General features: G+C 66.4%; 22 protein-coding genes. 10 read left to right on the forward strand and 12 right to left on the reverse strand.

Annotated features, from left to right (window positions below; all coding sequences use genetic code 11):
- Positions 1 to 79: 79 nt before the first annotated feature.
- Genes addA through K678_RS18950 form a run of 5 tightly spaced genes read right to left on the reverse strand, consistent with a single transcriptional unit; the run spans position 80 to position 6,274 of the window.
- Positions 80 to 3,238: a double-strand break repair helicase AddA gene (gene addA / locus K678_RS03560; protein ID WP_021131091.1), complete on the reverse strand. Its 3,159-nt coding sequence runs from the start codon at positions 3,236 to 3,238 to the stop codon at positions 80 to 82.
- Positions 3,178 to 3,540 (reverse strand): UvrD-helicase domain-containing protein, encoded by a 363-nt coding sequence (locus K678_RS19825; protein WP_021131092.1) that lies wholly within the window; start codon positions 3,538 to 3,540, stop codon positions 3,178 to 3,180. The genes addA and K678_RS19825 overlap by 61 nt, the downstream gene beginning before the upstream one ends.
- A gap of 7 nt (positions 3,541 to 3,547) precedes the next feature.
- On the reverse strand, positions 3,548 to 4,459 hold the full coding sequence (locus K678_RS03565; RefSeq protein ID WP_021131093.1) for a site-specific tyrosine recombinase XerD: 912 nt from the start codon (positions 4,457 to 4,459) through the stop codon (positions 3,548 to 3,550).
- A complete protein-coding gene (locus K678_RS03570) occupies positions 4,459 to 6,153 on the reverse strand; it encodes a serine/threonine-protein kinase (RefSeq protein ID WP_021131094.1) in 1,695 nt (564 codons plus the stop codon). Before K678_RS03570 ends, K678_RS03565 begins: the two co-directional genes overlap by 1 nt.
- Positions 6,134 to 6,274, reverse strand: a complete 141-nt coding sequence (locus K678_RS18950) for a hypothetical protein (RefSeq protein WP_021131095.1) — start codon at positions 6,272 to 6,274, stop codon at positions 6,134 to 6,136. Before K678_RS18950 ends, K678_RS03570 begins: the two co-directional genes overlap by 20 nt.
- Before the next feature lie 230 nt (positions 6,275 to 6,504).
- On the opposite strand from K678_RS18950, the gene K678_RS03575 reads away from it, so the two are divergent.
- From K678_RS03575 to K678_RS03590, 4 genes are all read left to right on the forward strand, one after another.
- Positions 6,505 to 7,098 carry a shikimate kinase gene (locus K678_RS03575; protein ID WP_021131096.1) on the forward strand — a complete coding sequence of 198 codons (594 nt, stop codon included), beginning with the start codon at positions 6,505 to 6,507 and terminating at the stop codon, positions 7,096 to 7,098.
- Positions 7,095 to 8,204: a 3-dehydroquinate synthase gene (gene aroB / locus K678_RS03580; RefSeq protein WP_021131097.1), complete on the forward strand. Its 1,110-nt coding sequence runs from the start codon at positions 7,095 to 7,097 to the stop codon at positions 8,202 to 8,204. Before K678_RS03575 ends, aroB begins: the two co-directional genes overlap by 4 nt.
- A 4-nt stretch (positions 8,205 to 8,208) precedes the next feature.
- Positions 8,209 to 9,486 (forward strand): HlyC/CorC family transporter, encoded by a 1,278-nt coding sequence (locus K678_RS03585; protein WP_021131098.1) that lies wholly within the window; start codon positions 8,209 to 8,211, stop codon positions 9,484 to 9,486.
- A gap of 317 nt (positions 9,487 to 9,803) precedes the next feature.
- Entirely contained in the window at positions 9,804 to 10,823 is a 1,020-nt protein-coding gene (locus K678_RS03590; RefSeq protein ID WP_021131099.1) for an aspartate-semialdehyde dehydrogenase, read from the forward strand.
- Between the two features lie 261 nt (positions 10,824 to 11,084).
- On the opposite strand, the gene K678_RS03595 is transcribed toward K678_RS03590, so the two are convergent.
- Positions 11,085 to 12,017 (reverse strand): ribose-phosphate pyrophosphokinase, encoded by a 933-nt coding sequence (locus tag K678_RS03595; protein ID WP_021131100.1) that lies wholly within the window; start codon positions 12,015 to 12,017, stop codon positions 11,085 to 11,087.
- Positions 12,018 to 12,353: 336 nt separating this feature from the next.
- On the opposite strand from K678_RS03595, the gene cobD reads away from it, so the two are divergent.
- Positions 12,354 to 13,364, forward strand: coding sequence for a threonine-phosphate decarboxylase CobD (cobD, locus tag K678_RS03600; protein WP_021131101.1), 1,011 nt, complete (start codon positions 12,354 to 12,356; stop codon positions 13,362 to 13,364).
- A gap of 99 nt (positions 13,365 to 13,463) precedes the next feature.
- On the opposite strand, the gene nudC is transcribed toward cobD, so the two are convergent.
- Entirely contained in the window at positions 13,464 to 14,399 is a 936-nt protein-coding gene (gene nudC, locus K678_RS03605; RefSeq protein WP_021131102.1) for an NAD(+) diphosphatase, read from the reverse strand.
- Positions 14,400 to 14,537: 138 nt separating this feature from the next.
- On the opposite strand from nudC, the gene K678_RS03610 reads away from it, so the two are divergent.
- Complete coding sequence (locus K678_RS03610; RefSeq protein ID WP_021131103.1) at positions 14,538 to 14,882, forward strand: hypothetical protein; 345 nt, start codon at positions 14,538 to 14,540, stop codon at positions 14,880 to 14,882.
- Positions 14,883 to 14,891: 9 nt separating this feature from the next.
- Here K678_RS03610 and K678_RS03615 read toward each other — a convergent pair whose 3' ends face one another.
- Positions 14,892 to 15,488, reverse strand: coding sequence for a hypothetical protein (locus K678_RS03615; protein ID WP_021131104.1), 597 nt, complete (start codon positions 15,486 to 15,488; stop codon positions 14,892 to 14,894).
- A 14-nt stretch (positions 15,489 to 15,502) separates the two neighbouring features.
- Positions 15,503 to 16,579 carry an A/G-specific adenine glycosylase gene (gene mutY / locus K678_RS03620; protein ID WP_021131105.1) on the reverse strand — a complete coding sequence of 359 codons (1,077 nt, stop codon included), beginning with the start codon at positions 16,577 to 16,579 and terminating at the stop codon, positions 15,503 to 15,505.
- Between the two features lie 47 nt (positions 16,580 to 16,626).
- On the opposite strand from mutY, the gene K678_RS03625 reads away from it, so the two are divergent.
- Positions 16,627 to 17,136 (forward strand): DUF721 domain-containing protein, encoded by a 510-nt coding sequence (locus tag K678_RS03625; RefSeq protein ID WP_051185827.1) that lies wholly within the window; start codon positions 16,627 to 16,629, stop codon positions 17,134 to 17,136.
- A 15-nt stretch (positions 17,137 to 17,151) separates the two neighbouring features.
- Here K678_RS03625 and K678_RS03630 read toward each other — a convergent pair whose 3' ends face one another.
- Complete coding sequence (locus K678_RS03630) at positions 17,152 to 18,087, reverse strand: helix-turn-helix domain-containing protein (protein ID WP_331270944.1); 936 nt, start codon at positions 18,085 to 18,087, stop codon at positions 17,152 to 17,154.
- Positions 18,026 to 18,577, reverse strand: coding sequence for a helix-turn-helix domain-containing protein (locus tag K678_RS19830; RefSeq protein ID WP_331270945.1), 552 nt, complete (start codon positions 18,575 to 18,577; stop codon positions 18,026 to 18,028). Before K678_RS19830 ends, K678_RS03630 begins: the two co-directional genes overlap by 62 nt.
- A 179-nt stretch (positions 18,578 to 18,756) precedes the next feature.
- On the opposite strand from K678_RS19830, the gene K678_RS03635 reads away from it, so the two are divergent.
- The 3 genes from K678_RS03635 to K678_RS03645 are packed head-to-tail and all read left to right on the forward strand — an operon-like array spanning position 18,757 to position 22,963.
- Entirely contained in the window at positions 18,757 to 20,289 is a 1,533-nt protein-coding gene (locus K678_RS03635) for an acyl-CoA carboxylase subunit beta (RefSeq protein ID WP_021131107.1), read from the forward strand.
- 56 nt (positions 20,290 to 20,345) lie between these two features.
- Entirely contained in the window at positions 20,346 to 22,337 is a 1,992-nt protein-coding gene (gene accC / locus K678_RS03640) for an acetyl-CoA carboxylase biotin carboxylase subunit (protein ID WP_021131108.1), read from the forward strand.
- Complete coding sequence (locus tag K678_RS03645; protein ID WP_021131109.1) at positions 22,334 to 22,963, forward strand: carbonic anhydrase; 630 nt, start codon at positions 22,334 to 22,336, stop codon at positions 22,961 to 22,963. The genes accC and K678_RS03645 overlap by 4 nt, the downstream gene beginning before the upstream one ends.
- Positions 22,964 to 23,101: 138 nt before the next feature.
- Here the strand turns inward: K678_RS03645 and K678_RS03650 are convergent, their stop codons facing one another.
- Positions 23,102 to 24,208 carry a hypothetical protein gene (locus K678_RS03650; protein ID WP_021131110.1) on the reverse strand — a complete coding sequence of 369 codons (1,107 nt, stop codon included), beginning with the start codon at positions 24,206 to 24,208 and terminating at the stop codon, positions 23,102 to 23,104.
- Positions 24,209 to 24,263: the final 55 nt, after the last annotated feature.

The following is a 24,263-nucleotide window of genomic DNA, read 5'->3' on the forward strand; positions in this document are numbered from 1 at the left end:
AAAGGATTCATCGCAGGCTCCGTCACCACGTCCCGCTTAGAACATATGAGGAACATTCCGTCAAGCCCCACGCCGGACGTCACTCCGACGGAACGATCCCGGCCAGGGCGTCGTCGAGGCGGGCGGCGGGGATTTCCATCATCCGGGGTCCATCGGTCCACAGCAGCAGGCAGCGGATAACATGACCGGGATAGAGGCAGGCCAACGCCAGCCGGTAGGCCGCCATCTGGCGGACATACAGCGCGGGGATTTCGGCGGGATCGACCGGGGGGCGGCGGTTGGTCTTGTAATCGACCGCCAACACCTCGGTGGCGCTGACCACCAGCCGGTCCAGCCGTCCCGACAGGATGCGGTCGCCGATCCGCCCGATCAGCGGCACCTCGGCCAGAGCCGAGGGACCGAACAAGGCACCGAACGCGGAATCGTTAAGGATCGCCACCACTTCGCCGCCGATCGCCACCCGTTCCGTCGCACTCAACTCCCACAGCGGCCGGGCGAGAAAGCTCGCCATCGCGGCGGACCGCTGCGACGTAGGCAGGTCGGGCAGGGTCTGGAGCAAGCGGTGGATCAGCCAGCCCCGCCGCCACCGTCTGGTATCCTCGGGACCGTCGAGCGGCGAGCGCACCGTCGGTTCCTCCTCGTCGGGACGCGAGGGAGCCAGCGGACGCGGCGGCGACGGTTCGTCTCCGGCTGGGGCCAGCGCCCATTCGGGTAAGGGAGCCGACGGACGCGACTCGTCGACGGCACCGCCACCGGACTCGGTCGGCACCGTTTGCTGACACCGCAGGGTCGGCACCGTCGCATCGATTGTCTCGCCCGCCTCGGCCAGCCACGCATCCTCGACCGGCTCGGCCAGCGGCTCGACCGCACCCCGGATCAGATTGTACCAACTGCCCTCGGGCGGGGCCTTGCGGGTCTGCCAGCCGCAGACGATCAGCCGGTCCTCGGCCCGCGTCATCGCGACATAAAGCAGGCGGCGATATTCGCGCTCCCGGGCCAGCTTGCGCGCCTCGGCGGCGGCGCGGCAGACCGGGTCCTGATCCTCGGCGCGGGGCGGCCAGGCGGGCAGATCGTCGCCGCCCTCGTCTTCCAGCCACAGCAACCGCCCGCTGCGGGTCGGCACCTGGAGCGTGTCGGGCAGGATCACGATCGGGGCCTGAAGCCCCTTCGCGCCATGGACTGTCATGATCCGCACCGCGTCGCGGCCGGATTGTTCCAGGTCGCGCTTGATCTCGGGCTGGCTCGCCTCCAGCCAATGGAGGAAGCCCTGGAGCGAGGGCGGATGCGCCCGCTCGAACGCCAGGGCCAGGGCAACGAACTCGTCGATCGCGTCCTCGGCCTCTTGCCCCAGCCGGGCCAGCAAAGCGCGGCGGCCGCCCAACGGCCCGAGAATGCGGGCGTACAGCGCCTGGGGCGACAGCCGGTCAGCCAACGCCAGCAGATCGAACAGATAAAGATAGGCGGTCTCGAACGCCGGATCGTCGAGGATGCGCCGCTTCAACGTCTCCCACAGCGTCGCATCGCCGCGCCGATGCGCCAGCGCGAACACCTGTTCCTCCGAGAGACCGATCAGCGGCCCTTTCAGCACCGTCGCCAGGGTCAGATCGTCTTCGGGCAGCAGCAGGACGTTGCCCAGCGCCATCAAATCCATCACCGCCATCTGGTCGGCCAGCACCATTCGGTCGGCCCCGGCCACCGCGACCTTCTGCGATTTCAGTTCGCGAACCAGATCCTCAACAAAGCCGCCGCGACGGCGCACCAGCACCAGCACGTCGCCCGCCCGGACCGGACGCCCGCGTGACTCCAGCCTTTCGCCGTCGATCATCGCCCGGATGCGCCGGGCCAGCAGCCGGGCCAGCCGGGTCGGCGGCGAATCGCCTCTGATCCGCTCGACCGGCGGCTTCCACGGCGGCGCATCGTCGATGGCGCGGGGGGCGACGGCGGGCCAGATCTCGACCGAGCCCGCCGCGCCCTGGCGGTGGGCAAGATGGGTGATGTCCTCGTCCAGACCGGCAACGCCGTCACGGCCGGGACTGCCCGGCCCGAACACCGCATTGACCGCATCCAGCACCGCCCGACCCGAACGGAACGACAGGTTCAGCGCCACCTCGTCCCAGCTGCCTTTCGCCGCCGGAACCTTCTCGGCAAAGCGGGCGCGCATCTCCTCGAAGGCGCGGGGATCGGCGCGCTGGAACGAATAGATCGATTGCTTGGCATCGCCGACGGCAAACACGGTGCGGACGATCTCGCGCGCGCCGCGCCCGACGAAAAACTCCTCGGTCAGCGCCGCCACCACCGCCCATTGATCGGGATTGGTGTCCTGGGCCTCGTCGATCAGAATATGGTCGATGCCGCCGTCCAGCTTGTACAGCACCCACGGTGCCACCCCCGGCCGCGCCAGCAACCCCCGCGCCGCCAGGATCAGATCGTCGTAATCCATCGCGGCACGGGCCGCCTTGTGACGGCGATAGGCCTCAAGCAGCGCCGCCCCCAGCGTCAGCAACGCGCCGGTCGCCTCGGCAATTGCCGCCGCCTTGATCCGCTCGGAGAGCGCCGCCAGCCGCAGCGCCTCGGTCTCCAGCCGTTCGGCCAGTCCGGGATTGGACTCCCGCACCGGCTTGGTCGCCAGGGTCTTGCGCACGGCTCCCTCGCGGGTCAGGAACACCGCGCACCACGAGTCGAAACTATCGACGCGCCCGGCCGGATCGGCCAGCCACGCCGCCATCACCGCCGCCTTGTCCTGATCGGTCTTCCCCCCGCCCTGCAACCCCGCCAGCGCGGCACGCAGACCGGCGACATCGAACGACTCGTCGGCGCAGGCCCCGTTCAGCACGCTGGCGACGCTGTCGTTCGGGTCCAGCCCGAGGCGGCGGGCCAGCGCCGCTTTCACTCCCTCCAGCCCGCCGTGACGGCGGATGGTGCGGTCAAGCCGTCCCCGATCCGACGACAATTCTCCCAGCAGATCGGGAAAGGCGGTTTCATGGACCCGCGCCGTTACCAGCGCCAGAGCGCGGGCCAGATCGGCATCGGTGCCGCCGCGGGCCGCCGCCAGGACCTCCATTTTCGCCGCTTCCAGCGCCTCGGCGGCGTCGGCTTCGTCCATCACCCGGAAGTGGGGCGCGATCCCGGCTTCCAGCGGAAAACGGCGCAGCAGCGATTGGCAGAAGGCATGAATCGTCAGGATCGCCATTCCCCCCGGCGCATCGAGCACCAGGGCGAACAGGCGGCGCGCCCGCACACTTTCGGCCGGGTCGGGGGGCGGCCCAGCAACGCGGTCAGATCGGCGGCCAGCACCGGATCGGACGCGGTGGCCCAGCGCGCCAGCCGCCGGTTCAACCGCAACGCCATTTCAGCGGCGGCGGCCTTGGTAAAGGTCAGGCACAGCAGGCGGGACGGCGGCGATCCCGCCAGCAGCAGGGTCAGCACCCGGTCGGTCAGCACCTTGGTCTTGCCGGTCCCGGCGCTGGCGGCCACCCACACGCTGGCGGCGGGGTTGGCGGCGCGACGCTGGCGCAGGTCGGCATCCTGGGTCAGCGGCATCACAGCCTCACCCCCGCCCGGTCGAAGCGGCGGCCAGGGGGTGGTGTCCCTGAACCAGCCGGACCAGCCGGTCTTCCTGAACGTGGGTATAGATTTCGGTGGTGGCGATATCGGCGTGCCCCAGCATCGCCTGAACCACCCGCAGATCGGCCCCGCCCGCCAGCAGATGGCTGGCGAAGGCGTGGCGCAGGACATGGGGCGACAGGTGCAACGGGTCGATCCCGGCCTTCACCGCGATCCGGGTCAGCATCTTGGCAAAGCCGGAACGGGTCAGATGGCCGCTGCGCCCCCGCGACGGAAACAGCCAAGGCGAAGCGCGCCCGTCGAGTTGAGCCTCGCGCACTGACCGCCACGAGGCCAAAGCGGCCCGCGCCGGATCGGACAGCGGCACCATCCGCTCCTTCGATCCCTTGCCGCGCACCACCAGCAAAGCGGGATCGCGTGCCACCGCCGCGAACGGCAGCCCGACCAGTTCCGACACGCGCAGCCCGGTGGCATAGAGGGTCTCAAGCAAAGCGCTGGCCATCACCCCCTCGGCATCGGGCAAAGCGCGGGCGGCAGCCAGCAGGGACTCGACCGCGCTTTCGCTCAAGATTTTCGGCAGCGGCCGCCCGACATGGGGGGCATCGACCTGCGAGGTCGGATCGTCGGCCCGGCGGCCCTCGGCGACCAGAAAGGCGTGGAACTGCCCCAGGCAGGACAGCCGCCGCGCCTGAGTCCGGGGCGCCATCCCCCGCACCGCCTGATCGGCGAGCCAATCGCGCACCGCATCGGCATCGGCGGTCAGCAGCGAGCCGCCCCGCGAGGCCAGGAACTCCTGGTAATCCTCCAGGTCGCGGCGATAGGCATCCAGAGTGTTGGCCGCCGCGCCGCGTTCGGCGGCCATCATCTCCAGAAAGGACTCGGCGTGGCGGTCCATCACAAGCCGTTGGCAAGCGCGGCTTCGACCGCCAAGGCGCGGGCCTCGCGCTCCAGCCCGACCATCCTGAGATGCGTCACCGCCCGGTTCAGCATCTCGGGATCGGCCCGGTCCAGCCCACTGTCGCCCAACCCGACCAGGGTCAGCAACACCGTTTCGCCGGTCCGCACATCCTCGGCGGCGGCGCGCGCCATCGCCCGAAGCGCCGGGCGCGGCACCAGAGCGGGGGCGACGGCCGGATCGCGCAGCGAGGCCAGCCACAATGCGGGCGGCACCTTCTCCCCCACCCCGGACAGCAGCGACAGCAGCACTTCGGCGCGGCGGCTGGCAGCGTCGGGAGCCAGCCCGTCGGCGGGCGGCAACTCGATCGGAGCGGACTCGGAAGACGGCCGGGCCAGCCGGGCCAGCAGCGCCACCGGCTTCGCCGCCTTGGCCGCTTCAGGATCGCTTTTGGCAACGGCCAGCCATCCCCCGGCGGTTTCGGCCCGTCCGGCGGCGATCAGGGCACGGGCCAGCGGCGAGGCCGAGGGGGCAAGATCAGGCGTGGGGGCCAGATCGGCGATCATCGGCGCATAAAGCCGGGCGGTGGCGGCAAAGGCCCCCCGCTCGGTCGCGGTGGCGAGAACGCGGGCGATCAGACCGGCCCGCGCCGCCGGGCTGGGTTCGGCCGGAATCGAGCGCAACAACAAAGCTCGGCCGCGCGGGGTGCGGTCGCCCTGAGACTGGGCCAGTTGCGCCTCGGCTGCGTTGAAGGTCAGCTCGGCATAGAGGCGGCGCAAGGTGTCGGTATCGACCAGTCCCAGCGCTTCGGCACGCTCGGCGGCGAGGAGGCGAACCTCCAGCGCATTGAGCGGATTGGCAACGATTGCCGCCAGCGCCCCAGGGGCCAGAGTCGGCACCGCATCGGGCGGCAGGGCAATCTTGGCGGCGCGGAAGGCGGCAACGTGGAGCGGGGTCAGCGCGGTCAGCTTGTCGAGCTTGGGCGGCGGCGTCCCCGCCATCGCATCGGCGGCGATGATAAAGGTGGCGTCGGAGTCTTTGCGGTCGCGCATCAGATCGAGCGCCATGTTCGCTTCGAGTACCTTGCCGCCGGACAGGGCGCAAAACACCTTGAAGCGGGAATCGTCGAGACCACGGGCGGCGATTTCGGCACAGGCCCCCTTGTCGTCGCCGGACAGCAGCAGCGATTCGACCTTGACCCGCGACAAAGCGGGCGAGACCACCCCCGCCGGCACCGCCTTCAGCAGCGCGGCCAGACCCTCGGTTTCGCCCAAAGCGGCCAGCCGTTCGGCCCGCAAGTCCAGCAATGACGGCGACTCGGTGCCCAACTTGTCCGGCGCGGCGGCGGCGGTCAGCAACAGACGACGGGACAGCGCCCGCGCCGCCCGCGATTCGGTCACCGGCAAACGCGGCAGCAGGCGGCGGACGGTGGCGGCATTGGTCCCGCCCCACAGCGCGCTGCCCAGACCGCCGTGACGGTCGTCGAGAATCCCGACGGATTCAGGGTCGGGCGCGCTGAGTTCGCGCACCTCGAACCGCGCCTCGCCGTCGCTCTGACGGGGAGCATAGATAATATCGTCGGCAAGCGACGCCGACCCCGGCCCGCTATCGGAGGGTTGCGCGGCAGCCGCCGTCGCCGACAGCGACAGGGCCAGGATCAGCGCCCGCAGGCGATCAGCGCGGGAAATGGTCATCCGGAACCACTCGTTCGATCCGCGCCGTCGGCGGCGACGGATCCCAGGCCGAAACAATCAAAACGCCACCGGCAATCACCGCCAGCAACAGGATAATGGCAAGACCGATAATTCTAATCATGGGAAACGACGAACCTCATCGAACGACACACAGCATCGACTTCTGGACAGACCCGGCTCCACGCGGCTAAAAGCGGCGGATTGGGGCACCCTGCCCCCTTGATTTCCGCACCGGGCCATGAGCGAACACGCCAGGACCCGTGCAGGGTGAACCTTGGGCAGTCTATCGGCCCCGCCTCCGTCGATCAACGCCGGTCGCGCGGCCGGGACCGGACAACCGATGGAGGTGGCATGATGGCCGATGATCTGAGCCCGTTAGCGGCGGCGCTGGACGGTCGGATCAAGCGCACCGTAGTGCTGGTCGGACTGATGGGCGCGGGCAAGTCCTGCGTCGGCCGCCGTCTGGCCGCCCGGCTGAATCTGGCCTTCGTCGATGCCGACACCGCGTTCGAGACAGCGGCGGGCTGCACCATCAGCGATTATTTCGCCCGCCATGGCGAAGCCTCCTTCCGCGAGGGCGAGCGCAAGGTGATTGCCCGCCTGCTCGATCAGGAGCCGATGATCCTCGCCACCGGCGGCGGGGCCTTTATTGATCCCACCACCCGCGCCCGCATTCTGGAGGGCGCGGTGTCGGTGTGGATTCGCGCTGATCTGCCCCTGCTGCTGAAGCGGACGGTCGGGCGCGATCACCGCCCGCTGCTGAAACAGGGCGACCCGGCGGAAATTCTGGGGCGTCTGATCGAAACCCGCCACCCGATCTATGCCGAAGCCGATATCATTGTCGATTCGACCGACGAAGCCCCGGACGCCACCGTCGCCCGCGTGCTGACCGGCCTCGCCGACTATCTGAACGCGGCCGAGACCGCAGGAGAGGTAACGAGATGAGTTCCGAAACCGTAACGGTCGACCTCGGCGACCGGACCTATCCGATTCATATCGGCCCCGGCCTGCTCGACCGCGCGGGCGAGCTGATCTTGCCGGTGATGTCGGGCAACCGGGTCCTGATCGTCACCGACGATCAGGTCGCGCCGCTGTACCTGGAACGGCTCGAACGCAGTCTGGCCGCCGCCGGGGCGATGCCGATGCATACGGTGATGCCCGCCGGGGAAAAGACCAAGGACTTCCCCCACCTCGAAGCGCTGCTCGACGCGATGCTGTCGACCCGGGTCGAACGCGGCACTCTGATCGTTGCCCTGGGCGGCGGCGTCGTCGGCGATCTGACCGGCTTTGCCGCCTCGATCCTGCTGAGGGGCGTCGATTTCGTCCAGATCCCCACCACTCTGCTGGCTCAGGTCGATAGCTCGGTTGGCGGCAAGACCGGGATCAACACCCGCCACGGCAAAAATCTGGTCGGTGCCTTCCACCAGCCCCGACTGGTGCTGGCCGATACCGCTTTGCTCGATACCCTGCCTCGCCGTCAGGTGTTGGCGGGCTATGCCGAAGTGGTCAAATACGGGATCATCGACGATCCCGACTTCTTCACCTGGCTGGAAGCCAACGGGGCCGCGCTGATCGCGGGCGATGCCGAGGCCCGCCGCCACGCGGTGGCGACCTCGTGCCGGGCCAAGGCCCGGATCGTCGCCGCCGACGAACGCGAAGGCGGTGTCCGCGCCCTGCTCAATCTCGGTCACACCTTCGGCCATGCGCTAGAGGCCGAAACCGGCTTCTCCGACGAATTGCTTCATGGCGAAGGCGTCGCGATCGGTATGGTGATGGCGCTGCGCCTGTCGGCGATGCTGGGTCTGTCGCCCGCAGCCGATGCCGAGCGGCTGGTCCGCCACCTCGATTCGGTCGGTCTGCCGTCCGGTCTGGCCGGTCCCCGGCTGTGGGACGTCGCCCGGCTGATCGGCCACATGCGCGGCGACAAGAAAGTCAAAGACGGTGCCATGACCTTCGTCCTGGCCCGGGGCATCGGCGGCGGCTTCCTGTCGCGCGACGTGCCCGAAGACACGCTGGCGACCCTGCTGGCGGAGATGGCCGCCGGGAGATAGGCGCATGGATGGACTGACCCTGACCCTGCTCGCCGTCATCCTGCTCCAGGTTTTGTCGGCGTTCTTTTCGGGTTCCGAAACGGCGTTGACGGCGGTGTCGAAACCGCTGATGCATCAGATGGAGCGCGACGGCAGCCGCTCGGCCAAACGGGTCAACACCCTGCTGAAGACCCGCGACCGTCTGCTCGGTTCGCTGCTGCTCGGCAACAATCTGGTCAATATCCTCGCCTCGTCGCTGGCCGCCGGTCTGATGGTCGGACTGTTCGGCGATGCCGGTATCGTCTATGCGACGGTGGGGATGACGGTAATCGTCGTGCTGTTCGGCGAGGTGCTGCCCAAGACCTATGCGATCTATCACGCCAACAAAGTGGCACTCCTGGTCGCCGCGCCGGTAACGGCGGTGGTGCTGGTGTTCACCCCGGTGGTCCGCGCCATCGAGCTGATCGTCCGGCTGATCTTCCGCCTGTTCCGGGCGGGGAACGGCACCGCGATCACCCCCGAAGCCTCGATGATGGAATTGCGCGGCGCGATCGAAGTCCATGCCGGCGAGGCCGAAGTGCGCGAAGAGCGGCGGATGCTGCGCTCGATCCTCGAACTGGCCGATGTCGAAGTCGGGCAGGTGATGACCCACCGCCGCAACCTCGTCACCATCGATGCCGGGCAATCCGCCGCCGAAATCCTCGATCAGGTGATCGTCAGCCCCTATACAAGGCTACCGCTGTGGCGCGACGATCCCGACAATATCGTCGGCGTGATCCACGCCAAGGACATGTTGCGCGCCGTCCGCGCCCGCGACGAGGGTATCGAGGGCCTCGACGTCTGTGCCCTGGCCTCCGATCCATGGTTCATCCCGGATTCGACGACGTTGCAGGAACAGCTTCAGGCCTTCCGTCAGCGGCGCGAACATTTCGCCCTGGTGGTCGACGAGTACGGCTCGTTGATGGGGGTGGTGACGCTGGAAGATATCCTGGAGGAAATCGTCGGCGACATCGTTGACGAACACGATATCGCCGTTGCCGGGGTGCGGCCGCAATCGGACGGCACCTTCATCATCGACGGCGCGGTGCCGATCCGCGACCTTAACCGCGAGTTCGAATGGCGGCTGCCCGACGAAGAGGCAGCCACCATCGCCGGTCTGGTGCTGCACGAAGCGCGGCGGATTCCCGAAGTCGGTCAGGTCTTCCGCTTCTATGGCTTCCGGTTCGAGATCGCCCGGCGTCAGCGTAACCAGATCACCGCCCTGCGCGTCACGCCCCCGCCCAAGCCGGAACTTAAAGCGTGATGCACTGGACCGCATCCGCCCCCCTTTCCGCTTGCGCCTGGGGGCCGGTTCCGGTAAGCATCGCCTTTGATGGAGGACGTCATGATGCGGCGCCGCAACGCTACGGATGCTGACTTGGCCCGGGGTCTTGCCCCGGCGGCGTTCCTTCGCACCCTTTTCAAAACCGGCACTTCCAAGACCGCCTGACGCGGGCCGGTTCGTCACGACAAAACGACCAAGGCCCGCGGCGATAGCGCGCTCTGCGGGCCTTTCCGTATCCGGATGGTGCCACGGAACGGGCAGGCCGGGCGGCCCCGAACAACGGAGAGTTACAGACGATGGGCTACAAGGTTGCGGTAATCGGCGCCACCGGCAATGTCGGCCGCGAGATTTTGCAGACGCTGTCCGAGCGCGACTTCCCGATCGACGACATCGTCGCTCTGGCGAGCGAGCGTTCGGTCGGCCGCGAGGTTTCGTTCGGCGATAACAAGGTTCTGAAGGTCAAGGACCTCGCCAAGTTCGACTTCAAGGGATGGGACATCGCCCTGTCGTCGCCCGGAGCCAAGGTCTCGGCGATCCACAGCCCCCGCGCCGCCGCCGCCGGATGCGTCGTCATCGATAACACCTCGCACTTCCGGATGGAACCCGACGTGCCGCTGGTGGTGCCCGAGGTCAATCCCCAGGCGATCGCCGGGTACAAGAAGCGCGGCATCATCGCCAACCCCAATTGCTCGACGATCCAGATGGTGGTGGCATTGAAGCCGCTGCACGATCTGGGCAAGATCTCCCGCGTCGTCGTCTCGACCTATCAGTCGGTGTCGGGCGGTGGCAAGGAAGCGATGGACGAGCTGTTCGAACAGACCCGCGCCATCTTCGTCAACGATGCGATCACCCCGCAGAAGTTCCCGAAGCAGATCGCTTTCAACGTGATTCCCCAGATCGACGTCTTCATGGATGACGGCTCGACCAAGGAAGAATGGAAGATGGTGGTCGAGACCTGCAAGATTCTCGATCCCGACATCGCCGTGCACGCCACCTGCGTCCGCGTCCCGGTGTTCGTCAGCCATTCCGAAGCGGTCAATGTCGAGTTCGCCCGTCCGGTCAGTGTCGAACAGGCGACCGACGCCCTGCGTAACGCTCCCGGCGTGGTGGTGCTCGATACCCGCGAGCCCGGCGGCTATGCCACCCCGGTCGAGACCACCGGCGACGATCCCGTCTTCGTCAGCCGCATCCGCAAGGACCCGACGGTGAAGAACGGCCTGTCCTTCTGGTGCGTCGCCGACAATCTGCGCAAGGGCGCCGCCCTGAACGCGGTGCAGATCGCCGAGGTTCTGGCCCGCGACTACCTGAAGAAGTAATCCCGGCGGTAAAAGCCGGTAACGAAAAGGGCCGGAGCGTCACCGCTCCGGCCCTTTTTTGTCTCGCGCGGATCAGAAATCCAGCCCCAACCGTCCTTCGAGCGTGTCAGATTTTGACGGTATCGCCGATTGGAACCGTCCCCCCAGGCTTGATCCGGGGGTCAATGTGGCACCGCCGAAAAGTCACGGGTAGCTTTGGATTGGGCGACACCCGCGTGGGTGGCCGGGTCAAGCCCGGCCACGACGGTTAAGAATCCGGCCTTAATCGAACAGGCTGGAAACCGAGCGTTCCTCGCTGATGCGCTGGATCGATTCGGCCATCAACGGCGCGATGGTGACATGGCGGATGTTGTGGGCCAGCTTCACCGATTCGGTCGCCGGGATCGAATCGGTAATCACCAGTTCTTCGAGCGGCGAGGCGGTGACGCGGGCAACCGCGCCACCCGACAACACGCCATGGGTGACATAGGCCGACACCGAGGTCGCCCCGGCCTTCATCAGCGCCTCGGCGGCGTTGCACAAGGTTCCGGCCGAATCGACGATGTCGTCAACCATGATGCAGCGGCGACCGCGAACGTCGCCGATGATGTTCATCACCTCGGACACCCCGGCCTTTTCGCGGCGCTTGTCGATGATCGCCAGATCGGCATCGATGCGGCGGGCAATGGCGCGGGCGCGGACGACGCCGCCGACGTCGGGCGACACCACCATCACATCATCGCCGGTGTAATGGGCGCGGATATCGTTGGTGAACACCGGCGCGGCATAGAGGTTGTCGAGCGGAATGTCGAAAAAGCCCTGGATCTGCCCGGAATGGAGATCAAGGGTCACGACGCGGTCCGCCCCGGCGGTGGTGATCAGATTGGCGACCAGCTTGGCCGAGATCGGCGAGCGCGGGCTGGACTTGCGGTCCTGGCGGGCATAGCCGAAATAGGGAACGACGGCGGTGATGCGCCGGGCCGAGCCGCGCCGCAGCGCGTCCAGCGTCACCAGCAATTCCATCAGATTGTCGTTGGCGGGGAAGCAGGTCGATTGGACCAGAAAAACGTCTTCGCCACGAACGTTCTCGTGAATTTCGACGAACACTTCCATGTCCGAGAAGCGGCGTACCACCGCTTTGGTCAGAGACATGTTGAGATACTCGGCGATCGCTTCGGCGAGCGGCCGGTTGCTATTACAGGCGAGAATTTTCATGGTGATATATCCGTGGAGCGTGCGTGACCAGCGGCGGCGAGGACGCCAGAAATTCGACCTGCCGGGCATCCCTGGACCAGGGGCCTCGCCCCCCGGACCTGCCCGCGCGACACGACTTTCGCTCCGAAAAACCGGCTTCCGTATATCAGCCGTCATCAGCGCTGTAAACCGCCTTACCCCCGAAATGACGAGAGTGTGACATTCCTGCCAGGGGGAGATTTCCGACCGCTTCGCTCCGCGTTGTCCGCCCCCCAGATTTCTGCCCATGGCGGTTGACCGGCAGGGGTCGGGACTGCTTCCCTGCTCGCCTGTTTCCGCCAGTCCGGAGTCCGTCCGATGCCCGTTTCCCCGCCGCCCGCCGCCGCGCTGCCGTTGCATGGGGGCGATCTCGCCGCCGCCCTGCGCCGCTGGGGCCGTCCGGATTTGGGCTGGCTCGACCTCTCGACCGGGATCAATCCCCATCCCTATCCGCTGCCGCCGCTTGCGCCCGCTTTGTGGACCCGGTTGCCGGGCGGCGATGACGAGGCGGCGCTGATCTCTGCCGCGCGTCATCGCTTCGTTGCCGGAGCGGCCGCCGAGATCGTCGCCGCGCCCGGCAGTCAGGCCCTGATCCAGGCGCTGCCCCGGCTGCGCCCGCCGGGTCCGGTCGCGATCCTGACCCCGACCTATGCCGAGCACGCCCGCGCCTGGAGCGCGGCCGGTCATGCCGTCGTCTCGATCGACGATCCCGCCGCCGCCGATCCCGCCGGGGTGCTGGTCGTGGTCAATCCCAACAACCCGACCGGCCGCCGCTTTGCCCCCGCCGATCTGATCGGGCTGGCGGCCCGCTTTGCCCAGGCGGGCGGTCTGCTGGTGATCGACGAGGCCTTCGCCGATCCCTACCCAGAGCTGTCGCTGATCCCGTCACTGCCAGCGGCAACATTGGTGTTGCGCTCGTTCGGCAAGTTCCATGGGCTGGCCGGGCTGCGGCTGGGCTTTGCCGTCACCGCCGAAGCCGGGCTGGCCGAGGGGCTGCGCCGGGGCTTTGGCCCCTGGGCGGTGTCGGGACCGGCGCTGGCAGTCGGAGCCGCCGCGCTGGCCGACGATGCCTGGGCCGAAGCCAACCGCGCCCGGCTTGCCGCCGATCATGACCGGCTGGTCGGTCTGCTGACCTCGGCGGGGCTGGAGTTGGTCGGCGGCACTCCGCTGTTCACCCTGGTCCGCCATCCCGAGGCGGCGCTTCTGTGGGAACGGCTGGGGCAAGCGGGCATCCTGGTCCGCGCCTTTGACTTTCAGCCGGACTGGCTGCGGGTCGGCCTGCCCGGCGACGAGACCGGATTCGAGCGGCTGGCCCGCGCGCTGGGTTAGGGGTTGTCCGTTTTGACGGTATTACCATTTGGGACCGTCACCCCCGGGCTTGACCCGGGGGCCAGCCAAGACGGATAGGGTGTTTTCCTTTACCGGCTCTTACCCCCGCCGCCAACGTTCGATCAGCAGGCGGGCAATCGAATCCGGGCCGGGGAGCAAATGGCCGTCGGGACCGGGGGTGCCCGTACTGCCGAACCGGTCGAGTTCGGCGCGGGTGAACCAGCGGACGTCTTCGATCTCGCGTTTGTCTGGCACCGGATCGGCGCCTGAGGCGGTGGCGGTAAAGCCGACCATCAGCGAGGAGGGAAACGGCCAGGGCTGGCTGGCGACATAGCGGACGTCGCCGATCTGAACTCCGGCTTCTTCGAACACTTCGCGGGCCGCCGCTTCTTCCAACGCTTCACCCGGCTCGACGAATCCGGCCAGGCAGGAATAAAGACCGGGGGTCCATTGCGGCTGCCGTCCCAGCAACACCCGCCCGGCCGGATCGACCACCAGGACGATTACCGCCGGATCGGTGCGGGGATAATGTTGGGTGGCGCAGGCGGCATTGGTGCAGGTGCCGACATGCCCGCCCTCCTCGAACCGCAGCGTCGCACCGCAGACCGAGCAGAAGCGGGTGCGCGACCGCCACAGCAACATCCCCCGCGCATAAGCGAGCAGAGCGGTTTCGGGGGCGGGCAAGTGAGCGCCGAACGCCCGCAGGCCCTGCCACGTCCAGCCACCCGAGGGGTCAAGGGGAGGGCCGCTGTCGCCGTGCCCGTCCATCGCCGACAGATCGAGCGCGATCAGCGGGGCCTCGGCCTCGATCCCCAGCAACAAAGCGGGGGGATCGAACGCGGCAATCAGCGGCAGCACCTGCGCAGGCTCCAGCCGCAGGGCGACCGGACGAGCCGGATCGACCGGGTGAAGGCCGCGCCAATAGACCAGGAAGCGAGCGCCGGGGTGGCGGGCCAGTTCGGCCGGGTCGGCGGCATGGCGCAACAGGTTGGCCCGGTCGAGCGCGCCGCCGCGATAGGAAAGGGGATCTCTCATCGCGGCAGCTTCGCACGCGCCGCGTTCGCCCTCAAGCCGCCAGGGCGCAGGCCAGGACTTCCCGGATCGCTTCCGATCCCCCATATTAAGGACGGAGGCGCCGCGCCCTCCGAAAGACTGATGCAAGGACGGCCGATCATGGACAGCCCTCCCATCGATTTTTCCGGTGAACGGTTGGTCCGGCTTGCTCCGGACCGGGTTTTGCCGCTTGAACCGGCCGATCGCGATTATATTGCCACCGCTCTGGCCGCCCTCCACGACGCCTTTCCCGGTCAGGCTCCGGCCCCGCCGCCGCTGGGGGCCCTGCCCGCCCGCGCCCTGATGCGGATGCTGATCGATCTGCGCCGCCTGCGCGCCACCAATCCGGACCAGATCGAGGCGAAGGGCCGACTGGCCGGAGCGATCGGCGTGTTGCAAACCACCTGCGTCTTCACCACCGAACTGGGCAAAAGCCGCGAGACCCGCCAGGACGATCCGGTCTGACCCGAGGCTTTACCGCGGGCAGGGATGGCGGGCCGGATCGGCCTGATCGCACAACGAGACGCTGCGCAAAAACGTCGACCATTCCAGCAACATCGCCTTGGGGATCGGCGGGCTGTCGTCGCGGGCGAAAGCCGGGCCGCGCCACAGCCGCTCGACCACGAACAGCGCCTGTTTGCCCCGGATCGCCTTGACCGCGACGATACCGCCCTTGCCGGATTGATGGCCCCGGGTGCAGGTGACGGTCAGAGTGGCAACGGGATAATCGTTGGTCATCCCTTCGGTCGCCGGACTGGGGCCGGAAGCATCGCACCCGGCGCGGCTGGCATCGACCACCCGCTGGACAAAGGCGCGGGCCTCGGCTCGAGGATCGGCGATCACCTGGATCGTCAACATCTCGGTCCAGTTCTCGCTGGTCTGGCCGGGCGGAAACATGTGGGTGGACACGGTGTTGCGACCGGACGAGGCCCCGCCGCCGACCCAGCCCTCGGGCGGGATCATCACCAGCCGCTCGGTCGGTTCCGGTGCCTGCGAGGATTGGGCAAATACCGGCGCGGCGGCAAGCAGCCCCAGCACGGCCAGGGAAAAGACGGCAACCAAGCGCGACATCGGACGTCTCCGGTTCAATAAGCCTTGGACAAAGCGAGGCGGACCACCTTGCGCATCAGGGTCGGCAACGCCTGCTCGGCCAGCCGGTCGAGTGGGCACCACAGGCCACGCACGGGGGGCTGGCCGGTCGCCCGCGCCGCCACCACCGTCAGTTCGAGGTGAAAATGGGTAAAGGTATGGCGGACCAGCCCGGGGAGCGGCCGCCATGGCTCGGCCAGCCGGGCGGCAGACAGCGGGGCGGAGGCCAGGGCCTCGTCCAGCGCCCAGGCTTCGGGCCGCCACTCGGTCGAGGGAACCTCCATCATCCCGCCCAGCAAACCCTGGGGCGGGCGACGGCGCAAAAGCACCGATCCGTCGCGGGCGACACTCCAGAAGGCGATGCCGCGACGGGTCGGCCGTTCCGGCTTCGGCGTACGGGCTGGCAAGCTGCCCTCGATCCCCTGGGCCAGTCCCTGGCAGGACTCGCGCCACGGACACAGGCCGCAAGCCGGGCTGCGCGGACTGCACAGGGTCGCCCCCAGATCCATCACCGCCTGGGCGTAATCGCCTGCCCGCTCCGTCGGCGTCACTGCTGCGGCCAGCGCTTTCAAACGCGGCTTGACCCCCGGCAGCGGATCGGTCACCGCGAACAGCCGCGCCATCACCCGCTCGACATTGCCATCAACCACCACCGCGTGGTGCCCGAAGGCAATCGCGGCAATCGCGGCGGCAGTGTAATCGCCGATTCCGGGCAGGCGGCGTAAACTCTCCTCGTCCTCGGGAAAGTGGCCGCCGCGCCATTCCGTCACCGTCTTGGCGCATTGGTGGAGGTTGCGGGCGCGGGCGTAATAGCCCAGTCCGGCCCAGGCCTGCATTACCTCCTCGACCGGAGCGGCGGCCAGCGCCTGAACCGTCGGCCAGCGGGCGAGGAAGGCATTGAAATAGGGAATCACCGCCGCGACGGTGGTCTGCTGAAGCATCACCTCGGACAGCCACACCCGATAGGCGTCGGCCGGTTCGCCCGGCGCGGCCCGCCACGGCAGCAGGCGGCGGTCGCGGTCGTACCAGGCGAGCAGACGGTCGGACAGGGCACGGGGGTCGGACAAAGGCATGGGGGGAACAATAGAGCATCGCGGCCGATTGCGGTATGGTTCTGCCAATGACCCTGCCCCCCAAACCCGCCCCCGCTCCGGCATCCCCCCGCCCCACCTATGGTCTGGTGGCGGTCGCGGTGCCGTCCGGCCGGGTAACCCGTCCGGTGTTCGGCCGCCACGGTTTCGCCGAAGGGGCGCTGGTCACCGACTGGCCCGCCATCGTCGGCGCGGCCATCGCTCATTTCACCTTGCCGGTCCGAATCCGCTTTCCGGCCAAGGAACGCAACGACGGCACCTTGATCGTCAAGGTCGCCTCGGGGGCTTTCGCGCTGGAGATGCAGCATCTGGAACCGCTGATCCTTGAAAAGATCAATGGCTATTTCGGCTGGAACGCGGTGGCGCGCTTAAAGCTGATCCAGGGACCGTTGCCCGAAACGGCACGGCGCAAGCCGCCGCCACCCGAACCGCCGCCGCTGCCCGCCGACAGCTCTGCCGCGATCAGTCTGTCCCAGGTCGAAGACCCCGATCTGCGTGAGGCACTGGCCCGCCTCGGCCGCCGCCTCGCCAAACCGTAACCCCGGCCCGGACCCTCAGCAGAATTGATAGGGGACGAAGCCGCGGGTGTTCTCGTCGATGCTGATCCGGCTGCCAATCGGCGGAAAGGCGCGCTGGCGGCAATCGCGGCGCTCGCAAATGCGGCAATTGACCCCGATCGGGGTCGCCGCCTCGTCATGGCTGAGATCCAGCCCGGCGGCATAGATGAAATCGGAGGCGTGAGCGATCTCGCAGCCCAGGCCGATCGCGCACAGCCGGTCGGGGCGCTTCCACCCGCCGCCGCGCCGGGTCACGGTGCGGGCGATGCAGACATAGCTGACATTGTCGGGCATCCGCGCCAACTGGACCAGGATGCGGCCGGGCTGGGCAAAGGCCTCGTGGACGTTCCATTGCGGGCAGGCCCCGCCGAAGCGGGTAAAGTGAAAGCGGGTGGCGGAATGGCGCTTGGTGATGTTGCCAGCGCGATCGACCCGGACGAAATAGAACGGCACGCCGCGCGCGCCGGGCCGTTGCAGCGTCGAGAGGCGGTGGCACACCTGCTCGAAGCTGGCGCCAAAGCGGCCCTGAAGCTGCTCGATATCGTGTTTCAGCGCCCGCGCCTGCTCGGCAAAAATGCCATAGGGCATCAACAGCGCGCCTGCGAAGTAATTGGCCAACTCGACCCGACAGATCGCGCTGGCCTCCTCGGACGACAGATCGGCGGTCTCGACGATCCCGTCAATCAGCGAGCGATAGGCCAAAATCCCGATCTGGTGGGCGAGGTGAAAATTGCGCGACGGCATCGGCAATTGCGACGACAGGGTCAGCGTGCCCGCGACCGGATCGAAATGCCGCATCCCCTCTGCCTCGTCGGCGGGGATCACCCGCACCCGGACGCCGAGGTGGATGTCGAGATAGGCAGCCAGGTCGTTATACATCTGGCCGAGATTGAACCCCTCGGCCTTCGCCAGCGCCTCGGCGGCTTCGTCCAACCCGCCAACGTAATTGTCCCGGTAGTAAAAAAAAGTCGCGCACCTCTTCATACGGGAAGTGAGCGCGGCCGGTGCGCATCTCGCCGCCGCCTTTTGACAGATCCTCGGTCAATGCGTGCAGACGTTCGTCGGCCTGACGGAAACTGCGATAGAGGGCCAACACCCGCTTGGCCAGATCGGGCGAGGCGGCGGCGGCGTTACGCAATTCGGCCAGCGGAATGCCATCGCCACCGAACAGGGGGTCGTTCAACGCCTCGCGCAAATCGGCGACAAGCCGTGATTCTTCGTCCTCGACAAGTCTGGCGAGGTCGACATCGAGAACCTGCGCGATCCGCAAAAGAACCGGCACCGTCAACGGGCGCTGATTGTTTTCGATTTGGTTGAGATAACTGGGGGATACGCCCAACCGGGTGGCTAAAGCCGCCTGACTTAAGGCATGGCGTTCCCGCAGGCGCCGCAATTTGTGGCCGATATATAGCTTTCCGCTCATGGTGGTTTTTAATACCCGATCCGCGCCCAATTCGCAACATTCGCAAACCATCAAGGCATGTTTGCGAACACATTTGCACCACCACCCTTTTCCCAGGGCGTCAAGGTTGCCACGGTTACGGGATTGTGAATAACAGGGGGCGGTTCGTTCCCCCCCTGCCCGCCCGGAGGTCTTGGTCAATGCAAGATATTGTTCGCCAGCTTGAAGAGAAGCGGAACCGCGCCCGCCTCGGTGGCGGAACGAAGCGCATCGCTTCCCAGCATGCCAAAGGCAAGCTGACAGCGCGCGAACGCATCGAGTTGCTGCTCGATCCGGATTCGTTCGAAGAATGGGACATGTTCGTCGAGCACCGTTGCCACGATTTCGGCATGGCGGAACAGTCGATCCCCGGCGACGGCGTCGTCACCGGCTATGGCACCGTCAACGGCCGTCTGGTCTTTGTGTTCAGCCAGGATTTCACCGTGTTCGGCGGCAGCCTCAGCGAGGCCCATGCCGAGAAGATCTGCAAGATCATGGACAAGGCGGTCCAGGTCGGCGCTCCGGTGATCGGTCTGAACGATTCCGGCGGTGCGCGCATCCAGGAAGGCGTCGCCAGCCTCGCCGGTTACGCCGAAGTGTTCCAGCGCAACGTGCTGGCGTCGGGCGTCGTGCCCCAGATTTCGCTGATCATGGGCCCGTGCGCGGGCGGCGCGGTTTATTCCCCCGCGATGACCGACTTCATCTTCATGGTGAAGGACAGCTCGTACATGTTCGTCACCGGCCCGGACGTGGTCAAGACGGTGACGCACGAAACCGTCACCGCCGAGGAACTGGGCGGGGCCATCACCCATTCGAGCAAGTCGGGCGTGGCCGATCTGGCCTTCGAGAATGACGTCGTCGCGCTGTTGCAGCTGCGCCGCTTCATCGACTTCCTGCCCGCCAGCAACCGGGAAAAGCCGCCGCATCGCCCCACCGCCGACATCCCCGAGCGGATTGAGCGGTCGCTCGACACCCTGATCCCGGACAATCCCAACAAGCCCTACGACATGAAGGAACTGATCCTGAAGGTCGTGGACGAGGCTGATTTCTTCGAGATTCAGCCTGATTACGCGGGCAACATCATCGTCGGTTTCGCCCGGATGGAAGGGCGCACCATCGGTATCGTCGCCAACCAGCCGATGGTCCTGGCTGGCTGTCTCGACATCGCGTCCTCGATCAAGGCGGCGCGCTTCGTCCGCTTCTGCGACGCCTTCAACATTCCGATCGTCACCTTCGTCGATGTCCCCGGCTTCCTGCCCGGCACCTCCCAGGAATATGGCGGCATCATCAAACACGGCGCCAAGCTGCTTTATGCCTATGCCGAGTGCACCGTGCCGAAGATCACCGTCATCACCCGCAAAGCCTATGGCGGCGCCTATGACGTCATGAGCTCGAAGCACCTGCGCGGCGACGTCAACTTCGCGTGGCCCAGCGCCGAAATCGCGGTGATGGGGCCGAAGGGCGCGGTGGAGATCATCTTCCGCGGCGATATCGGCGACGCGGAAAAGATCGCGACCCGCACCGAGGAATATCGCCAGAAGTTCGCCAACCCGTTCATCGCCGGCCATCGCGGCTTCATCGATGACGTCATCATGCCGCGCACCACCCGCAAGCGGATCTGCCGGTCTCTCACGATGCTGAGAAGCAAGGATCTGAAGAACCCGTGGAAGAAGCACGGGAACATTCCGCTCTAAGGTTCATCAGGGTTTTCGCGCGTTGCCCGCGCGGGTCTCCAACGGGGGATAAACGGATGTTTTCGAAGATTCTGATCGCCAATCGCGGCGAGATCGCGTGCCGGGTCATCAAGACCGCGCGCAAGATGGGTATCAAGACGGTCGCGGTCTATTCCGAGGCCGATAAGCAAGCCGAACACGTTCTGATGGCCGACGAGGCCGTCTATATCGGCCCGGCGCCCTCGGCCCAGAGCTATCTGGTGATCGACAATATCATTGCGGCCTGCAAGAAGACCGGAGCCCAGGCGGTTCATCCCGGCTATGGCTTCCTGTCGGAAAAGCGTGAGTTCCAGGAGGCGCTCGCCGCCGCCGGAATCACCTTCATCGGCCCCGACGCCCACGCCATCTTCGCGATGGGCGACAAGATCGAGTCGAAGAAGCTGGCCCGCGAAGCTGGCGTTTCGACCGTTCCCGGCTTCCTCGACGTCATTCACGATCCCGAAGAGGCGGTCAAGATCGCCCGCGAGATCGGCTATCCGGTGATGATCAAGGCGTCGGCGGGCGGCGGCGGCAAGGGCATGCGTCTGGCCTGGAACGACGACGAAGCCCGCGAAGGCTTTGTCTCGGCCACCAACGAAGCCAAATCCTCGTTCGCCGATGATCGCGTCTTCATCGAGAAGTTCATCGAGCAGCCCCGCCACATCGAGATTCAGGTGCTGGCCGATTCCTTCGGCAACACCGTCTATCTCGGCGAGCGTGAGTGCTCGATCCAGCGCCGCCACCAGAAGGTGATCGAAGAGGCCCCGTCGCCCTTCCTCAGCCCGGAAATGCGCAAGGCGATGGGCGAGCAGGCCTGTGCCTTGGCCCGCACCGTCAATTACAAATCGGCTGGCACCGTCGAATTCATCGTCGGCGGTTCGACCGGACAGTTCTACTTCCTGGAAATGAACACCCGTCTCCAGGTCGAACATCCGGTCACCGAGATGATTACCGGCCTTGATCTGGTCGAGTGGATGATCCGCATCGCCAATGGCGAGAAGCTGACCTTCACCCAGGACGAGGTGAAGCTGGATGGCTGGGCGATGGAAGCCCGCATCTATGCCGAAGACCCCTTCCGCAACTTCCTGCCCTCGACCGGGCGACTGACCCGCTATCAGCCGCCGCAGGAAGGCAACCACGTCCGTGTCGATACCGGCGTCGCCGAAGGCGGCGAGATCAGCATGTTCTACGATCCGATGATCGCCAAGCTGATCACCCACGGCCCGACCCGCGACGCCGCGATCAACCACATGCGTCAGGCGCTGGACGAGTATTACATCCGCGGCCTGTCGCACAACATTCCGTTCCTGGCCTCGCTGTTCTCGAAGGACCGCTTCGTCAAGGGCGACATCACCACCAACTTCATCGCCGAGGAATATCCTCACGGCCTGACCGCCGACCAGATCCCGACCGAAGAGCCGTCCGATCTGATCGCCGTCGCCGCCGCGATGAAGCGCCGGATCATCGAGCGCAACGTCCGCATTTCCGGCCAGTTCCCCGGTCATGAAATGAAGCCGCCGGTGCAGTGGTCGGTCTATTTCGACAAGCAGTACCACGATGTCGATGTCCATCCCGCGCCCGGCGGCTATGCCGTCGTGATCAAGGACGAGGCGGTCGAGGTCAAGACCGACTGGCAGGTTGGCGATCCGCTGATCCGCGCCACCGTCGATGGCCGTCCGGTCTGCGTCCAGGTCGATCGCACCGGCGTGTCGTTCCGGCTGTCCCATGCCGGTCTGCGCGCCGAGGCGTTCGTGTTCACCCGCCGCACCGCCGAACTGTATCGCCTGATGCCGTTCAAGCTGCCGCCGGACATGTCGAAGTACCTGCTGTCGCCGATGCCCGGCCTGCTGGTCCGCCTGATGGTCGAGGAAGGCCAGGAAGTGAAGGCGGGCGAAGCTCTGGCCGTCGTCGAGGCGATGAAGATGGAAAACACGCTGCGCGCCGAACGCGACACCGTGATCGCCAAGCTGCACGCCAATGCTGGCGATTCCCTCGCGGTCGATCAGAAGATCATCGAGTTCGCTGCGTGACGGAACCGGCCGGCATTTACCGGCTGCTCGACAATAACCGCCAATGGGCGGAAATGGTCGAGCGTACCCGACCCGGCCTGCTTGCCGACCTAGCAAAGCAGCAGGCCCCCGGTTACCTGTGGATCGGCTGTGCCGATTCACGGGTTCCCGCCAATGAGATCGTCGGGCTGGCCCCGGGCGAGTTGTTCGTTCATCGCAACATCGCCAATCTGGTCCAGCACGGCGACCTCAATTGTCTGTCGGTGCTGCAATTCGCGATCGACCAGTTGCAGGTCCGCGATATCATCCTTTGCGGTCATTACGGCTGTAGCGGGGTCAGGGCGGCCTTGCGCGAGGAAGGGCTGGGCATCTCCGAGCACTGGCTTCACCCCCTGCGCGACCTCGCCCACCGCCACCAGAGCGAATTAAACGCGCTGGAGGACGAGAACGCTCGCGTCGATCGGCTGTGCGAGTTGAACGTGCTGGAGCAGGTCCGCAACCTCTGCCGCATCCCGATCGTCCGCCGGGCGTGGCAACGCGGCCAAAACCTGTCGATTCATTCCTGGATTTACGGCCTGCGTGACGGTCTGGTCCGCACCTTAAGCCCTGCGCTCGACGGCCCGACCCCGTACCCAGCCGGTCTTTGATACCAACCGGCCAAAGACTTGGCCGGTTGTATTGTCCCTCGGCCTAAGCGCTCGCCTCCGCTCGCTTGGCCGCCGCCGCAATGGCGGCTGATTACCGGGCACCATCGAAGAGGGGCTTTGCCCCGTCCCCCCGTTTCGTCAGCCTGCGCGGACGGTGACGAGCCATTCATCAATATTGGGGGCCATCGCCTTCAGACTGATGGCGAAAGAGGTCATCAGCTTGTCTTTTTCCTGATTGGTGTGGATCAGGTTATCGACCACCTTGCGCAGGATGTCCTTGGCGCAGGACGGGACCGAGAGAATTTCCGGCAGGCGGGCGCCGAAGGCCGATTTCAGCGCATAGATCACCACTTCGACCTTGTCGATGTTCAGGCGCTGGATTTCGACCAGATTCTCCGTGGCGATATAGCACAGCACGTCGCCGAACAGCTTCAGCACCGATTTGTCGAGCGAGGCGCAGACGTTAAAGAACGCGCTTTCACGGGCGAAGAACGCCCAGGAGCGGTCGCCCAGCATCTTGCGATAAAACTCGTACATATCGCGGTTCCACACCGCGATTCCGGCGATGGCCTGGGGCCGGTCGGCCAGGATCGCGCCGAAATCGGCCCCGGTCGCGGCCTTGACCTTCTTGATCTGGGCGGGATCGAACGCCGCGACCGCTTCGATCTTCTCGACCGTCGGCAGCGACAGGATATCCTCGCCGATCTCGACGATATGCATATAGCTGAGACGGGTCATGTAGGCTTCGATCAGCGGCAATTGCCAGGCGAAGGCGATATAGCGTAACAATTCGCGCGCCTTGCGCTCCTCGGTCGGATCGACGCTGAGACGCTCGATCTGCTCGGTCTTCTTGATCAGGCCGAACATGCTTTTGCGGGTAACGGTCTCGGTGACGGTCTCGACCGTCTTGACCGATTCGAACACCTTGCGGGCACAGGTGCGGACCAGCAATTGCTGGACCTGCCCCAACGTGACGCCGCAGATCAGTTCGACCTGTTCGTCCCGGACGGGAAAGGCCCCGTCGGCGGTGCGGACGATATCGTCAACCTGTTCGCGATTGACCAGATAGACCTCGATAAACCGGGCGAGCAGAACCGGATCGGAGATCAGTGCCTGATAGGTCACGGCCGGATCGAAATGCCCGGATTGCTGAAAGGTGGCCAGCACCTTCTTCAATCCGCCGATCACGGACTTCTTCGTCTCCGTATCGATTTCGATCGGAGGCGGAAGCGTTGCAACGGCCATGGCTCACCCGCTCCTATTCGCGAAGCGTTTAGATTTACTCCGATGGTCTGGCCGA

Source organism: Magnetospirillum fulvum MGU-K5 (assembly GCF_000442515.1).
In the GTDB taxonomy this organism is placed as follows: Bacteria; Pseudomonadota; Alphaproteobacteria; order Rhodospirillales; family Magnetospirillaceae; genus Phaeospirillum; species Phaeospirillum fulvum_B.

Bases quoted from the DNA above. Each gene is read 5' to 3' on its own strand.
- K678_RS19825 (WP_021131092.1), bottom strand. From the start codon at position 3,540: ATGCCGCTGACCCAGGATGCCGACCTGCGCCAGCGTCGCGCCGCCAAC.
- K678_RS03565 (WP_021131093.1), bottom strand. From the start codon at position 4,459: ATGGACCGCCACGCCGAGTCCTTTCTGGAGATGATGGCCGCCGAACGC.
- K678_RS03570 (WP_021131094.1), bottom strand. From the start codon at position 6,153: ATGACCATTTCCCGCGCTGATCGCCTGCGGGCGCTGATCCTGGCCCTG.
- K678_RS18950 (WP_021131095.1), bottom strand. From the start codon at position 6,274: ATGATTAGAATTATCGGTCTTGCCATTATCCTGTTGCTGGCGGTGATT.
- K678_RS03575 (WP_021131096.1), top strand. From the start codon at position 6,505: ATGATGGCCGATGATCTGAGCCCGTTAGCGGCGGCGCTGGACGGTCGG.
- aroB (WP_021131097.1), top strand. From the start codon at position 7,095: ATGAGTTCCGAAACCGTAACGGTCGACCTCGGCGACCGGACCTATCCG.
- K678_RS03585 (WP_021131098.1), top strand. From the start codon at position 8,209: ATGGATGGACTGACCCTGACCCTGCTCGCCGTCATCCTGCTCCAGGTT.
- K678_RS03590 (WP_021131099.1), top strand. From the start codon at position 9,804: ATGGGCTACAAGGTTGCGGTAATCGGCGCCACCGGCAATGTCGGCCGC.
- K678_RS03595 (WP_021131100.1), bottom strand. From the start codon at position 12,017: ATGAAAATTCTCGCCTGTAATAGCAACCGGCCGCTCGCCGAAGCGATC.
- cobD (WP_021131101.1), top strand. From the start codon at position 12,354: ATGCCCGTTTCCCCGCCGCCCGCCGCCGCGCTGCCGTTGCATGGGGGC.
- nudC (WP_021131102.1), bottom strand. From the start codon at position 14,399: ATGAGAGATCCCCTTTCCTATCGCGGCGGCGCGCTCGACCGGGCCAAC.
- K678_RS03610 (WP_021131103.1), top strand. From the start codon at position 14,538: ATGGACAGCCCTCCCATCGATTTTTCCGGTGAACGGTTGGTCCGGCTT.
- K678_RS03615 (WP_021131104.1), bottom strand. From the start codon at position 15,488: ATGTCGCGCTTGGTTGCCGTCTTTTCCCTGGCCGTGCTGGGGCTGCTT.
- mutY (WP_021131105.1), bottom strand. From the start codon at position 16,579: ATGCCTTTGTCCGACCCCCGTGCCCTGTCCGACCGTCTGCTCGCCTGG.
- K678_RS03625 (WP_051185827.1), top strand. From the start codon at position 16,627: ATGACCCTGCCCCCCAAACCCGCCCCCGCTCCGGCATCCCCCCGCCCC.
- K678_RS19830 (WP_331270945.1), bottom strand. From the start codon at position 18,577: ATGAGCGGAAAGCTATATATCGGCCACAAATTGCGGCGCCTGCGGGAA.
- K678_RS03635 (WP_021131107.1), top strand. From the start codon at position 18,757: ATGCAAGATATTGTTCGCCAGCTTGAAGAGAAGCGGAACCGCGCCCGC.
- accC (WP_021131108.1), top strand. From the start codon at position 20,346: ATGTTTTCGAAGATTCTGATCGCCAATCGCGGCGAGATCGCGTGCCGG.
- K678_RS03650 (WP_021131110.1), bottom strand. From the start codon at position 24,208: ATGGCCGTTGCAACGCTTCCGCCTCCGATCGAAATCGATACGGAGACG.